The organism is Pseudomonas sp. GW456-L13 (assembly GCF_017350115.1).
In the GTDB taxonomy this organism is placed as follows: Bacteria; Pseudomonadota; Gammaproteobacteria; order Pseudomonadales; family Pseudomonadaceae; genus Aquipseudomonas; species Aquipseudomonas jessenii.
Map to the genome: position 1 here is coordinate 1,341,057 of NZ_JACNAS010000002.1, position 14,396 is coordinate 1,355,452.

Consider the following 14,396-nt stretch of genomic DNA (forward strand, 5'->3'; position numbering starts at 1 on the left):
AGTCCGCAGCTTAGCGCGCAATCACCTGGCAGCCTACAGATCTGCCTGATGGGAACCGATCAGTCAGAGTGATAAGCCAGGGGCTGTGCTCGCTGCGCTCGCCACCAGGCATTCCTTGGCGCTCTTCTTGAGTTTCTTGATCAGCCGCTCCTGACGCAACGCATCGCTTTTGTCGCGACAGCGTTCGGTGTAGACCAGGGCCATGGCCGGGCTGGAAAGAAAGAATCGCGCGCCCTTGCCGCTTTGATGCTTGGCGAAGCGACGCACGGGATCATCGCTGATCCCGCAATAGAGCGAACCGTTGGCCGCGCGAACGAGGTAGACGAACCAGGTTTTGCTCGCGGGGATGTCGGCGTCGACAGGGCTTTCGCTGAGGGTGGTCACGTAACGATCAGGGCTTGAAGGAAAACAAGCCGCGATCTTATCAGCGACTGGCCTGGAATGCCTTCAGCCCCTTCAGGGCCTGTGAGCGAACGGCGTTGCGAACAAGTGGCGTCCAGCCCAGCAGCAGACCTTTGAAACCCAGGGCCTGGCGTGACCATGTCCACAGGTCGAAACTGTCGTGATGTTCGCAAATCTTGCCATCGCGAAAGACAAAGCGTGCCTGGATGTCATTGACCACGGTATTGCCAGTCTGGCTGAACAGATAGGTCGCGACCCAATGGGCGCTACCGATACGATCATCGGCACGGACATGATCGAAGGTCAGGGAGAAATCCTTGGCGCGGGTGGTGAGCATGCACCACATATCGCCAGCATCACGACCACGAAGCTCGCCGAACGCCGGGTCACTGAACACCACGTCATCGGTGTAGCAGGCAGCCATCGCCTCGCCGTCGAGACGCTGGAAGGCCTGGTAGAAACGGGTGATCAAGGCGCTGTGGACTTCACTCATGGGCAGACTCCCTGTTGTGCAATGGGTATCGAAAGATTGCCTGCACGATAGTCTGCAAATGGGTCGAACACTATCGGCATTCGCAAGACGAATACCGACAGTGTGCGGGAATCAGACCTTTTCGCTTTCGACCTGCACGAACAACGCACGTCCGGCCCCCAGGCCGGCGAGGATCGCACCTAAGCCGATGACACCGAAGATCCAGCCCACGGCCGTCCAGCCGCCGGTCCAGTCATGCACGATGCCGACCGCGAACGGCCCCATGGACGCCAGGGTGTAACCGAAGCCCTGGGCCATGCTCGACAGGTTCGCCGCAACGTGGGAGTCCCGCGAGCGCAGCACGATCAGAGTCAATGCCAGGCTGAACGTGGCGCCCTGCCCCAGCCCCAGCACAATCGCCCAGCCCCACAGACCTTCAATCGGGGCGTACAGGCAACCGAACAGACCGCCGAGGGTCAGGGCCATCACGATCACAATCGCCAGGCGCTGATCCTTGCCGCGCGTCGCCAGCCATGGCGCGGCGAGGGAGCTGACCAGTTGAACGATCACCGAACCCGACAGCACCAGACCGGCCTGTGTCGGAGTCAGGCCGCGTCCGATCAGGATCGACGGCAACCAGCCGAATACGATGTAGGCCAGGGACGATTGCAGGCCCATGTACAAGGTCACTTGCCAGGCCAGCGGATCGCGCAGCAATCCGCGAACCCGGTAGGCGACGTTGTGCGCGCCGTGTTTCTGGCCGACTTGCGGCAACCAGAACAGCGCGGCCGCTAATGCAGGAATGACCCAGAAGCCGAGGCCCATCGCCCAATTCTTGTCGAAGTGTTCACTCAACGGCACGGTCGCACCCGCCGCCATCGCCGCGCCCAGGCACAGGGCCATGGTGTAGACACCGGTCATGGTCCCGGCCTGTTTCGGGAAGTCGCGCTTGACGATGCCCGGCAGCAACACGCCAATCACGCCGATGCTGGCACCGGCCAGCACACTGCCGGCAAACAGACCGATTTCACCGAACGAACTACGCAGGATGATCCCGCCCGCCAGGGTCAGAAGAATGCCCAGCACCACCCGCTCCGCACCAAATCGCCGCGCCAGCACGGGTGCCAACGGCGCAAACAGGCCAAGGCAAAGCACCGGCAACGTGGTCAGCAACCCCGCCGCGGACGCCGACAAGCCAAGGGACTTCGAGACCTCGCTGAGCATCGGCGCCATGCTCGACAGCGCCGGACGCAGGTTCAGCGCCACCAAAATCAGGCCCAGCAGCAACAGCCAGGGCCGGTGCAGAACCGGGTGAGCTTGCTGGACCTGTTCGTCATCGGCCTCGGCATCGATCAGCAACTCTTCCAGCTCGGCCGAACGTTTGAGGGCTGTGGATAACTCACTGCGGTGCATGGACTTCTCGGTTTCAAGGTTCATTGATCAACTGCCTCGACAGGGCTTTGGCTCGTTCCGGGTCGCGTTGCTCGACGGCATCGAGCAACGCGATGTGCAGGTCGAACACTTCCTGACGGCGCGGGACGATGTTCAGGATCTGGCGCAATTGGGCGCCGACGACGCTGGAGAAATAGCGATACAACTCGCTGAGGGTCGGGTTGTGTGCGGCGTCCACCAACCGGCGGTGAAACACCAGGTCGCAGGCGATGTAGGTGTCGAGATCGCCGTGATAGTGGCTGCCGCTGACACTCAGGGCCTCGCGCAATGCCACCAGGTCTTCATCGGTTCGGCGCACTGCCGCCAGGCCAATGGCCTCGACTTCGAGGATGTGCCGGGTTTCCCGGGCCTGATCAAGAGAACAACGGGACAGCGCCTTCAAAGTATCGAGCGGATCGACCACCGCCCGCAGGTAACTGCCGTCGCCCTGACGGATTTCGATCAACCCGGAAAACGCCAACACGCGCATGGCTTCGCGCACGGTGTTGCGACTGATGCCCAGCTCGGCGGACAACTCAGGCTCGGTGGGCAAGCGCTGACCCACGACCCAGGTGCCCTGGTTGATGCGCAGGCGCAACTGATCCAGGGCCTGATCGACCAGGGATCGTTTCACTAATGGAGAAATTTCTGACATGGAATTCGCCCTGTCATCCAATCATAGGATGAATTTTCTGACATGTTAGTCAACATATCCCAGAACGGCAACAGCCCTCCCCCTGTAGGAGCGAGCTTGCTCGCGATGGTCGTCAACGATAACGCTGGTTGGCAGGCACCCCGCAGCGCTCTCCAGTCCATCGCGAGCAAGCTCGCTCCTACTGGGGTATGAGTTTTCCGCAGACAAAAATAAACCCGGAACTCAGTCCGGGTTTATTTCAGTGCCAGGGGCTGATCAATGCAGGATCTGGCTCAGGAACAGCTTGGTGCGCTCGTTCTGCGGCTTGTCGAAGAAGTCGTTCGGCGCTGCCTGTTCGACGATTTCGCCCTTGTCCATGAAGATCACGCGGTTGGCCACGGTACGCGCGAAGCCCATTTCATGGGTCACGCAGAGCATGGTCATGCCGTCTTCGGCCAGGCCGATCATGGTGTCCAGTACCTCTTTCACCATCTCCGGGTCGAGTGCCGACGTCGGTTCGTCGAACAGCATGATCTTCGGCTTCATGCACAGCGCGCGAGCGATCGCCACACGCTGTTGCTGACCGCCGGACAGTTGCCCCGGGTACTTGTGCGCCTGCTCCGGAATGCGTACGCGTTCCAGGTAGTGCATGGCAATTTCCTCGGCCTTGCGCTTGGGCATCTTGCGCACCCACATCGGCGCCAGGGTGCAGTTCTGCAAGATGGTCAGGTGCGGGAACAGGTTGAAGTGCTGGAACACCATGCCGACTTCACGGCGGATCGCTTCGATCTGCTTGAGGTCGTTGGTCAGCTCCACGCCATCGACCACGATGCGGCCCTGCTGGTGCTCTTCCAGACGGTTGAGGCAGCGGATGGTGGTGGACTTTCCGGAACCCGACGGGCCGCACAGCACGATACGCTCGCCCTGCTTGACGTTGAGGTTGATGTCCTTGAGTACGTGAAACTGACCGTACCACTTGTTCACGCCCTGCATCTGAATAATGCCTTCAGGGCTCACAGGCTGTTTGATTGCTTCGCTCATCACAAAACTTCCTAAATTAGGTAGCGACTTAGCGCTTGTGGCCAGTGTCGAGCTTGCGTTCCAGATGCATGGAATAGCGCGACATACCAAAACAGAAAATCCAGAACACCAGGGCGGCGAACACATAGCCTTCGGTGGCCATGCCCAGCCATTTCGGGTCGGCGGCGGCTTGCTTGACGCTGTTGAGCAGGTCGAACAGGCCGATGATGATCACCAGGCTCGTATCCTTGAACAGCGCAATGAAGGTGTTGACGATGCCGGGGATCACCAGTTTCAGGGCCTGCGGCAGAATCACCAGACCCATGCTGCGCCAGTAACCCAGGCCCATCGCCGCCGCCGCTTCGTACTGTCCCTTGGGAATTGCTTGCAGACCACCGCGCACCACTTCGGCCACGTAGGCCGACTGGAACAGGATCACGCCGATCAGCGCCCGCAGCAGCTTGTCGAAGTTCATGCCTTCCGGCAGGAACAACGGCAGCATCACCGAGGACATGAACAGCACCGTGATCAACGGCACGCCGCGCCAGAACTCGATGAAGGTCACGCAGACCACGCGAATCGCCGGCATGTTCGAACGACGGCCCAGCGCCAGGACGATCCCCAGTGGCAACGCACCGGCGATGCCGACGGTGGCAATCACCAGGGTCAGCATCAGGCCGCCCCACTGGCTGGTCGCCACGGCGTCCAGACCCAATACGCCGCCATGCAGCAGACACCAGGCAATGATCGGGTACAGCACCAGGAAGCTCAGCCCGTACACCGCCTTATGGTGAAAGCGCGAGATGAACAACGGCGCCACGCCGACAATCGCCAGCCACACCGTCAGGTCCACGCGCCAGCGCAGTACCGGCGGGTAGTAGCCGTACATGAACTGGCCGAAGCGCTGTTGGATGAACACCCAGCAGGCGCCCTCCTTCGTGCAATCGGCCTGGCTGGTGCCGACCCAGTTGGCGTCAAGGATCGCCCACTGCAGGATCGGCGGTACCACCAGGTAGATGAGGTAGAACGCAAACAGGGTCAGCAGGGTGTTGAGCCAGCTGGAGAACATGTTCGCGCGCATCCACGCCATCGGGCCGAAGACCTTGGCCGGCGGTGGCATGTCGGGTTTGAAAGTATGAGTACTCATGCGCTTTTCCTTACCGCTCGATCAGCGCAATGCGCTTGTTGTACCAGTTCATCAGCAGGGAAATGCTGATACTGATCGCCAGGTACACGCTCATGGTGATGGCAATCACCTCGATCGCCTGGCCGGTCTGGTTGAGCACGGTCCCGGCAAACAGCGAGACCATTTCCGGATAACCGATACCGGCCGCCAGCGAGGAGTTCTTCGCCAGGTTCAGGTATTGGCTGGTCAGCGGCGGGATGATCACGCGCAGGGCTTGCGGGATGATCACCTTGCGCAGGGTCGGACCGTTGCGCAGGCCGAGGGAGTGCGCCGCTTCGGTCTGGCCGTGGCTGACCGACTTGATGCCCGAACGCACGATCTCGGCGATGAATGCCGCGGTGTACACGGTCAAAGCCAGCGTCAGCGCCAGCAGTTCCGGGATCAACACCCAGCCGCCGACGAAGTTGAAGCCTTGCAGCTTCGGCATTTCCCAGTGCACCGGTGCACCGAAAATCAGCGCGCACAGCGCAGGGATGACCAGGAACATCGCCAGGCCAACCCAGAACTTGTGGAACGGCACACCGGTGGCTTCGAAGCGCTTGGTGGCCCAGCGGCTCATCAGCACGATGGCGACGATGGCGACTACAACACTGGTCATAAACGGCCAGAAGCCGTCCGCCATCAACGCAGCCGGCATGTTCAGGCCACGGCTGCTGACGAAGAAGGTGTCGCCGAAGTTATGACTGTTGCGCGGCCCCGGCATGGTCAGGAACACCGCGAAGTACCAGAACAGGATCTGCAGCAGCGGCGGAATGTTGCGGAAGACTTCCACATACACCGTCGCCAGCTTGGCGATGATCCAGTTCTTCGACAGCCGCGCCACACCCACGATGAAACCCAGGATCGTCGCCAGGATCACGCCGATGAAGGTCACCAGCAAGGTGTTGAGCAGACCAATGACAAACACCCGGGCGTATGTGTCCGCTTCGGTGTAGTCGATCAGGTGTTGAGCGATGCCGAAACCGGCACTGCGCTCCAGAAAGTCGAAACCGGAGGTAATGCCCCGGTGTTGCAGGTTGGTCTGGGTGTTATCGAACAGATACCAGCCCAGCGAGACCACCGCGATAATCGTGATGATCTGGAATACCCAAGCACGCACGCGTGGATCGCTGAGGCTGAGCCTCTGCTTTGGTGCGCCGATTGAATTTTGCATGAAGTGCCCCGGAAATAATGGAACAGAACATCACCCGGTGGTTGGCCCACCGGGTGATAGAACCATCAGCGCACTGGTGGTGCGTATTGAATGCCGCCAGCGTTCCACAGAGCGTTCAGCCCGCGGTCGATTTCCAGCGGAGTGCTCTTGCCGAGGTTTTTCTCGAACACTTCGCCGTAGTTGCCGACTTGCTTGATGATCTGCACGACCCAGTCTTTCTTCACTTTCAGGTCTTTGCCGTATTCACCGTCGGTACCCAGCAGACGGGCAACGTCAGGGTTCTTGGTGCCCTTGGCTTCGGCTTCGACGTTCTTCGAAGTGATGCCGGCCTCTTCAGCGTTGAGCATGGCGTAGCCAGTCCAGCGCACGATGGCCAGCCACTCGTCGTCGCCATTACGTACGACCGGGCCCAGAGGTTCCTTGGAAATGGTTTCCGGCAGAACCACGTAGTCCTTCGGCGAAGCCAGCTTGCTGCGCTGGGCGAACAGCTGGGATTTGTCGGAGGTCAGTACGTCGCAACGACCGGATTCCAGCGACTTGGCGCTTTCGTCGGAGGTGTCGAAGGTGATCGGGGTGTATTTCAGGCCGTTGCCGCGGAAGTAGTCGGAAACGTTCAGCTCGGTAGTGGTACCGGCCTGGATGCAGATGGTTGCACCATCCAGTTCCTTGGCGCTCTTGACGCCCAGCTTGTTGTTTACCAGGAAGCCGATACCGTCGTAGTAGGTAATGAAGCCCGGGAATTTCAGGCCCATGCCCGCGTCACGGGAGCTGGTCATGGTGGTGTTGCGCGACAGAATGTCGATTTCGCCGGACTGCAGCGCGGTGAAGCGCTCCTTGGCGTTCAACTGGCTGAACTTGACCTTGGTCGCGTCGCCGAAGACTGCCGCCGCTACTGCACGGCAGTAGTCAGCATCGATACCCACGATCTTGCCGGTGGAATCCGGAACCGAGAAGCCTGGCAAGCCATCGCTGACGCCACACTGCACGAAACCTTTCTTCATCACTGCATCCAGGGTTGCGCCCGCCTGGGCAAACCCGCTGACACCGAGTACTGCGGCTGCAGTCACGATAGCCAGGGTGGATTTCAACATCTTCATTCAAACCTCCAGTTTTGCTCTTGTTGTGTCGGAGCGTGAGTCCTGTCGCACCCTTTTGAGGCGTAGTCGACCCGTGTTGGCTTGTTTTGGGGGTCAACCGACGTAAGACGTTAGCTATGAGTCTAGTAGGAGAAAATCCACGTCATGGAAAACTCACTCTCACCAGTCGGCCGAACGGGCTGTAGCCCTTTCACGTTCGCGAAGCCCCATATCGGCCTTTGGCGAACATCCATCACCGGATTCTTTTCAATCCCACTAATAACCTTGGCCTGATAGTGTTACCGACAGGCGTGGGATTTTTCATACAGACTTCGCCATAGCAAAGCCCGTACCACACTGCTCTCCGAAGCGGTTCAGCTGCAGGTCAATAGCAAAACTTGTAACCTTGCGACATCTTCGTAACTGATCAACCAGACACGCACTCAGCCTTAGCACTCAATAAGAGCGCACGCACACTTTTGGAGCAGCCATGACCAACCCCTTGATTCTTGAACCCGTCAAGACCGCAGATGCCTGCGTTATCTGGCTGCACGGCCTGGGTGCCGATCGCTACGACTTCCTGCCAGTGGCCGAAGCCCTGCAGGAAACCCTGTTGAGCACCCGCTTTGTTTTGCCCCAGGCGCCGAGCCGCGCCGTCACCATCAATGGCGGATACGAGATGCCGAGTTGGTACGACATATTGGCCATGAGCCCCGCGCGCGCGATCAACCGCGAGCAATTGGAAGAATCTGCCAACTGGATCATCGAACTGATCGAAACGCAGAAGGCCAGCGGAATAGACGCCTCGCGGATTTTCCTGGCAGGTTTTTCACAGGGTGGTGCGGTGGTGCTCCACACCGCGTTTCTGAAATGGCAGGGACCATTGGGTGGCGTACTCGCCCTCTCCACTTATGCACCGACTTTCAGTGACCAACTGGAAATGTCCGCCAGCCAGCAGCGCATTCCAGTGCTGTGCCTGCACGGCCAGTACGACGATGTGGTGCAGAACTCGATGGGGCGCAGCGCCTACGAGCATTTGAAGCTGCGTGGTGTCACCGTGACATGGCAGGAATACCCAATGGGTCACGAAGTGTTACCCGAAGAAATTCGCGACATCGGCGTCTGGCTCGCCGAGCGCTTGCGTTAAGCATTTCTGTTTAAAAGCGCCCTTTGATCCATCCCACTACGCCGCGCCCGATTCTTGCATTACACTGCCCGGCGTACATTCCTTAACCAATTGATGAGATGACCGTGCTCAAAGCACTCAAGAAAATGTTCGGTAAAAGCGAGACTGAGCAACTCGCGCCAGTCCCCAGCGCTCCGTCTCACGCTCCCGGCCACCGCACCGACGGCAATCAGTCTGAACGGACCGCCACCACGACTGCACCCAAGCACGAGCCGAAGACCGTAGAAGACGCCCAGCCTGCGGCGATCACAGCCCCGGAGCAGCCGCGCAGCGACACGCCGAAACCCGCCAAACCGCGCCGCGAACCCAAGCCCAAGGCACCGGTCATCCCATGGAAACTCGAAGACTTCGTCGTCGAACCCCAGGAAGGCAAGACCCGCTTCCACGATTTCAAACTCGCCCCTGAACTGATGCACGCCATCCAGGATCTGGGCTTCCCGTATTGCACGCCGATCCAGGCACAGGTGCTGGGCTTCACCCTCGCGGGCAAAGACGCCATCGGCCGCGCCCAGACCGGTACCGGCAAGACCGCTGCGTTCCTGATCTCGATCATCACCCAGTTGCTGCAGACCCCGCCGCCGAAAGAGCGCTACATGGGTGAGCCACGGGCACTGATCATCGCGCCGACCCGCGAACTGGTGGTGCAGATCGCCAAGGACGCCGCCGACCTGACCAAGTACACCGGCCTCAACGTCATGACGTTCGTCGGTGGCATGGACTTCGACAAGCAGCTCAAGCACCTCGAAGCCCGCCACTGCGACATCCTCGTGGCCACGCCGGGCCGCCTGCTGGACTTCAACCAGCGCGGCGACGTGCATCTGGACATGGTCGAAGTGATGGTGCTGGACGAAGCCGACCGCATGCTCGACATGGGCTTCATCCCGCAAGTGCGCCAGATCATCCGCCAGACGCCGCCGAAGTCCGAGCGCCAGACGCTGCTGTTCTCCGCGACCTTCACCGAAGACGTGATGAACCTGGCCAAGCAATGGACCACCGATCCGTCGATCGTCGAGATCGAGTCGCAGAACGTTGCCAACGAAAACGTCGAGCAGCACATCTACGCGGTGGCCGGTGCCGACAAGTACAAACTGCTCTACAACCTGGTCAACGACAATGGTTGGGAGCGGGTCATTGTCTTCGCCAACCGCAAGGATGAAGTGCGGCGCATCGAAGAACGCCTGGTGCGCGACGGCATCAACGCCGCGCAACTGTCCGGCGACGTGCCGCAGCACAAGCGCATCAAGACCCTCGAAGGCTTCCGCGAAGGCAAGATCCGCGTACTGGTCGCCACCGATGTGGCCGGTCGCGGTATCCACATCGACGGCATCAGCCACGTGATCAACTTCACCCTGCCGGAAGTGCCGGACGACTACGTGCACCGCATCGGTCGTACCGGTCGTGCGGGTGCCGACGGCGTATCCATCAGCTTTGCCGGTGAAGACGACTCCTACCAGCTACCGTCCATCGAGGAAAAGCTGGGGCGCAAGATCAGCTGTGAAACGCCACCGACGCATCTGTTGCGGCCCGTTGAACGCAAGCGTCCTCATTAAGCGACGCTGAAAAGACAAGCGCAGCCGGAAACGGACTGCGCTTTTTTTTCGCCCGGCTTTTTTTCAACAGGAGCTTGCTCGCGATAACTAAAAGTCCATAATAGACAAATTAGTTTATTTCAAACTCCGGAGCCGACCATGTCCAGCACGCCCCAAGTGATCCCCCAAGCCCAGGCTCGCGAGCTACTGGCGCAGGTCGATGTACCGCAGATCCTGCGCAAACTGTTCCGCGAGCTGGCCGCCGGGCAGGCCGTACAACCGGCGCAGCAACTGGTGGAGTTTCCACAGGGCGCGGGCGATTTCATCAACTACCTGGGCGTGTTGGCTGAAGACGGCGTGTACGGGATCAAGACGTCACCGTACATCGTCCGTGAACAGGGGCCATTGGTGACTGCATGGACGCTGCTGATGTCGATGCAGACCGGCCAGCCGCTGTTGTTGTGCGATGCCGGAGAACTGACCACCGCGCGCACGGCGGCCACCACCGCCGTGGCGGTCGACGCCCTCGCGCCACTCACAGCCAATCGCCTGGCCATCATCGGCAGCGGTAAAGTGGCCCAGGCGCACCTGCACTATGTGAAAGGCCTGCGCGACTGGCAGAGCATCTGCCTGTACTCGCCGAGCCTGAGCGAAGATGCCGAAACCGTGAGCCTGCTGAAAAACATCGAGCCACGCCTGAACATCGTCGACAGTCGCGAAGCTGCCGTTCAGGACGCCGACGTGATCATGCTCTGCACCTCGTCCGCCGGTCCGGTGATCGATCCATCGAGCTTGCGCAAACCGGCGTTGATCACCTCCATCAGCACCAATGCGCCGCGTGCCCACGAAGTGCCGCCGCAGAGCCTCAACGACATGCAGGTGTTCTGCGACTATCGCCTGACCACCCCGGGCTCGGCCGGTGAAATGCTGATCGCCGCCGAACGGCACGGCTGGGACAAGGGCGCGATTGTCGGCGACCTGCCCGACCTGCTCAGCGAGAAGGTGCAGCGCCCCGACTACGACCGTCACGTGTTTTTCCGCTCCATCGGCTTGGGCCTGGAAGACATTGCACTGGCCAATGCGATCTATCGCCTATCTCACTGACACCACCACTCATCTGTGGGAGCGAGCTTGCTCGCGATAGCGTCAAGTCAGTCGACATCCATGCTGAATGATTGACCGCAATCGCGAGCAAGCTCGCTCCCACAGAAAATTTCTTCACCATAGGCACTTACGCCCCATCAGGAGACGTTCATGAGCCAGGCAGAGTTCATCATCATCGGCGGCGGAATTGCCGGTGCTTCCACAGGTTTCTGGTTGTCGCAGCACGGCCGCGTGATCGTGCTCGAACGCGAATCCCATCCGGCCTATCACTCCACCGGCCGTTCGGCGGCGCTGTACACCGCGGCCTACGGCACCCCGCAAGTACGGGCGCTGACCCTGGCCAGCCGGGACTTTTTCGACAACCCGCCCAGCGGTTTCTGCGAACACCCGCTGCTGACCCCGCGGGGCGAAATGACCGTGGACTTGACCGGCGACCCGGACGAACTGAACAGGCAATACCAGAGCGCAAAAACCACGGTGCCGGAGATGCAATTGCTCGGCGCCGACGAGGCCTGCGCGCTGGTGCCGATCCTGCGCCGGGAAAAGGTCCACGGCGCCATCTACGACCCGACCGCCAGCGACATCGACACCGACGCCCTGCACCAGGGCTATTTGCGCGGTATCCGCCGCAACCAGGGCGAAGTGCATACCGACAGCGAAGTCGTCGGCCTGAGCCGCGACGGCCAAGGTGTATGGCACGTTCAGACCAACAGCCAGACGTTCAGCGCGCCAATCATCATCAACGCCGCCGGCGCCTGGGCCGACAAGATCGGCAAACTGGCCGGCGCCAAACCGCTGGGCCTGCAACCCAAACGCCGTGCCGCGTTCATCTTCGCCGGCCCCGAAGGCGTGGACATCCACCATTGGCCGATGCTGGTCAGCCTCGACGAGTCCTTCTACATGAAACCCGACGCCGGGATGTTCCTCGGCTCGCCGGCCAACGCCGACCCGGTGGAACCCCACGACGTGCAGCCCGAAGAGCTGGACATCGCCATGGGCATCTACCAGATCGAAGAAGCCACGACCCTGACCATTCGCCGCCCGACCCGCACCTGGGCCGGCCTGCGCAGCTTCGTCAGCGACGGCGACCTGTTGTCCGGCTTCGACCCACAGGTAGCGGGGTTGTTCTGGGTCGCGGCACAAGGCGGTTATGGCATCCAGACTTCGCCGGCCATGGGCCAGGCCAGCGCGGCACTGGTGCGCGGTGCAGCGTTGCCCGAGTCGCTCGGCCGTTTCGGCCTGAATGCCGAAATGCTCTCCCCTGCCCGCCTCGGCTGATCCTGATCCTCAGGTGACGTGTCCACACGATTACGGCACACTTTCAGCGCCCCTTTGATGGGGCGCTGACGCTGCCTGGAGTTCCACTGTATGAACGCCCCCGAAAAAGACTCGGCCCTGGACGACACGTCCCTGGATAACTTCCACGCGATCGCCGACGCCATCGCCACGTTGTTTTTCCCCCACGCCGAAGTGGTGCTGCACGACCTGCGCACGCAAAAGGTCGACTACATCGCCAACAACCTGTCCAAGCGGGAAATCGGCGACGACTCGGCGCTGGAAGACATGCTCAGCGACGATGTCAGCGAACGAAACATCGGGCCGTACGAAAAGCTCAACTGGGATGGTCAGAAGATTCGCAGCCTCAGCACGGTGCTACGGGACAGCGAAAGTCGTCCGCTGGCGGTGCTGTGCATCAACCTGAATATTTCGTTGTTCGAAAATGCCAAGGCCGCTTTGGACCTGTTCCTGTCGCCGACCAAGCTGATCCCGCAACCGGATGCACTGTTCCGCGATGACTGGCAGGAGCGGATCAACACCTTCCTCCACGCCTGGCTGCGTGAGCGCCAGTTGAGCCTGAATCTGCTGACCCGCGACCACAAGCGCGAACTGGTGCTGGCGTTGCACGCCGAAGGCGCATTCAAGGGCAAAAGCGCCTCGAACTACGTGGCCAATGTGCTGAACATGGGCCGGGCGACGGTGTACAAGCATTTGAAGGAATTGAAGGGCTGAACCCTGAGAGATGTACTGGCTGGCAGGGCCTCATCGCGAGCAAGCTCGCTCCCACAGTGTCCGAGTCGTGCGCAAGAGATATGTACACCACTGAACCTGTGGGAGCGAGCTTGCTCGCGATGGCGGTTTGTCAGTCGCCGTAGATATCAGACTTGAAGTACTTCTCGGAAATCTTCTGGTACTCACCACTGGCGCGAATGCCATCAATGGCCGTGTTCAGCTCGCTGACCAACTCGGTGTTGCCCTTGCGCACTGCAATCCCGGCACCCTCGCCTACATATTTCGGATCTTTGAGCTCCGGCCCGACAAAGGCGTAACCCTTGCCACGGGGCATCGACAGGAAGTCATTCAGTGGAATGGTGTCGGCAAAAATCGCGTCGAGGCGACCGGCGGCCAGGTCCATGTAGATTTCTTCGTTGTTGCTGTAGCGCTTGACGTTGATGCCCTTGGGCTCGAACACCTCGGAGGCGTAACGGTCGGTGGTGGTGGCGCGCTGCACACCGACAGTCTTGCCCTTGAGGCTGGCGTACTGGTCATCCACCACCGCGCCGTCCTTCATCACCAGACGCGACGAAGTGAAATAGTACTTGTGGGTGAAGTCCACCGACTTCTTGCGGTCTTCATTGATGGTCATGGACGACAGCGCCATGTCGATTTTCTTCACCTTCAGGGACGGAATCAGACCATCGAACTCGCCTTCGACCCACACACACTTGGCCTTCATCTGTGCGCACAAGGCATTGCCGATGTCATAGTCGAAACCGACGATTTCGCCTTTGTCGGTTTTCGAGGCGAACGGTGGATACGCCGCTTCGATACCGATGCGCAGGGTTTTCTCGGCGGCGAACACAGAGCTGCACGCCAACAGGCTCAGGGCCAGACCGGTGATGAGGGGGAACTTCTTCATGTTCGTTTTCTCGCGGTTGTTGTTGGTTTGGCAAGACAGAAGAAAAAGCTGAAACGGGTGGAAACTTTTTTGTACTTATAATTCCATACTGGACTTTTATGTATGAACCGTCAATGAGGTAAATGCAGCCCGTTCCGGCCGATGGTCGGGTGGTGAATCCGGGAGTGATTGGTTGAATCGAAAGGCCTCATCGCGAGCAAGCTCGCTCCCACAGTGGATCTGGATGAACACTAACTTTGTGTACGACGCAGAACCCTGTGGGAGCGGGCTTGCCCGCGAAGACTGA

14 protein-coding genes are annotated in these 14,396 nt (G+C 60.2%); 5 read left to right on the forward strand and 9 right to left on the reverse strand.

The genetic code is table 11. From position 1 onward, the window contains the following. Positions 1-63: 63 nt before the first annotated feature. The 8 genes from J4D25_RS20160 to J4D25_RS20195 form a co-directional block, all read right to left on the reverse strand. On the reverse strand, positions 64-384 hold the full coding sequence (locus J4D25_RS20160) for a GIY-YIG nuclease family protein (RefSeq protein ID WP_057713405.1): 321 nt from the start codon (positions 382-384) through the stop codon (positions 64-66). A gap of 40 nt (positions 385-424) precedes the next feature. Next, entirely contained in the window at positions 425-895 is a 471-nt protein-coding gene (locus J4D25_RS20165; RefSeq protein ID WP_057713404.1) for a nuclear transport factor 2 family protein, read from the reverse strand. Between the two features lie 111 nt (positions 896-1,006). Next, on the reverse strand, positions 1,007-2,311 hold the full coding sequence (locus tag J4D25_RS20170; RefSeq protein WP_057713403.1) for a CynX/NimT family MFS transporter: 1,305 nt from the start codon (positions 2,309-2,311) through the stop codon (positions 1,007-1,009). Continuing rightward, the gene (locus J4D25_RS20175; RefSeq protein WP_057713402.1) at positions 2,301-2,960 is read right to left on the reverse strand and encodes a FadR/GntR family transcriptional regulator; all 660 of its coding nucleotides are present in this window, start codon (positions 2,958-2,960) and stop codon (positions 2,301-2,303) included. Before J4D25_RS20175 ends, J4D25_RS20170 begins: the two co-directional genes overlap by 11 nt. A gap of 255 nt (positions 2,961-3,215) precedes the next feature. Then, positions 3,216-3,980: an amino acid ABC transporter ATP-binding protein gene (locus J4D25_RS20180; protein WP_007989979.1), complete on the reverse strand. Its 765-nt coding sequence runs from the start codon at positions 3,978-3,980 to the stop codon at positions 3,216-3,218. Positions 3,981-4,008: 28 nt separating this feature from the next. Further along, a complete protein-coding gene (locus J4D25_RS20185; RefSeq protein WP_057713401.1) occupies positions 4,009-5,106 on the reverse strand; it encodes an amino acid ABC transporter permease in 1,098 nt (365 codons plus the stop codon). A 10-nt stretch (positions 5,107-5,116) separates the two neighbouring features. Further along, entirely contained in the window at positions 5,117-6,298 is a 1,182-nt protein-coding gene (locus J4D25_RS20190) for an amino acid ABC transporter permease (RefSeq protein WP_057713400.1), read from the reverse strand. Positions 6,299-6,363: 65 nt separating this feature from the next. Further along, entirely contained in the window at positions 6,364-7,395 is a 1,032-nt protein-coding gene (locus tag J4D25_RS20195) for an amino acid ABC transporter substrate-binding protein (protein ID WP_008018591.1), read from the reverse strand. Between the two features lie 469 nt (positions 7,396-7,864). Between J4D25_RS20195 and J4D25_RS20200 the strand changes: the two genes are divergently transcribed. The 5 genes from J4D25_RS20200 to J4D25_RS20220 all read left to right on the forward strand — a co-directional run bounded on the left by J4D25_RS20200 (position 7,865) and on the right by J4D25_RS20220 (position 13,203). Continuing rightward, positions 7,865-8,521: an alpha/beta hydrolase gene (locus tag J4D25_RS20200; protein ID WP_057713399.1), complete on the forward strand. Its 657-nt coding sequence runs from the start codon at positions 7,865-7,867 to the stop codon at positions 8,519-8,521. A 98-nt stretch (positions 8,522-8,619) separates the two neighbouring features. Continuing rightward, the gene (gene rhlB / locus J4D25_RS20205) at positions 8,620-10,110 is read left to right on the forward strand and encodes an ATP-dependent RNA helicase RhlB (protein ID WP_057713398.1); all 1,491 of its coding nucleotides are present in this window, start codon (positions 8,620-8,622) and stop codon (positions 10,108-10,110) included. Between the two features lie 138 nt (positions 10,111-10,248). Further along, positions 10,249-11,193, forward strand: coding sequence for an ornithine cyclodeaminase family protein (locus J4D25_RS20210; RefSeq protein WP_057713397.1), 945 nt, complete (start codon positions 10,249-10,251; stop codon positions 11,191-11,193). A gap of 150 nt (positions 11,194-11,343) precedes the next feature. Further along, positions 11,344-12,471, forward strand: a complete 1,128-nt coding sequence (locus J4D25_RS20215; protein WP_057713396.1) for an FAD-binding oxidoreductase — start codon at positions 11,344-11,346, stop codon at positions 12,469-12,471. A gap of 90 nt (positions 12,472-12,561) precedes the next feature. Further along, entirely contained in the window at positions 12,562-13,203 is a 642-nt protein-coding gene (locus J4D25_RS20220; protein WP_057713395.1) for a transcriptional regulator, read from the forward strand. A gap of 130 nt (positions 13,204-13,333) precedes the next feature. On the opposite strand, the gene J4D25_RS20225 is transcribed toward J4D25_RS20220, so the two are convergent. Next, the gene (locus tag J4D25_RS20225; RefSeq protein ID WP_057713394.1) at positions 13,334-14,110 is read right to left on the reverse strand and encodes an ABC transporter substrate-binding protein; all 777 of its coding nucleotides are present in this window, start codon (positions 14,108-14,110) and stop codon (positions 13,334-13,336) included. Positions 14,111-14,396: the final 286 nt, after the last annotated feature.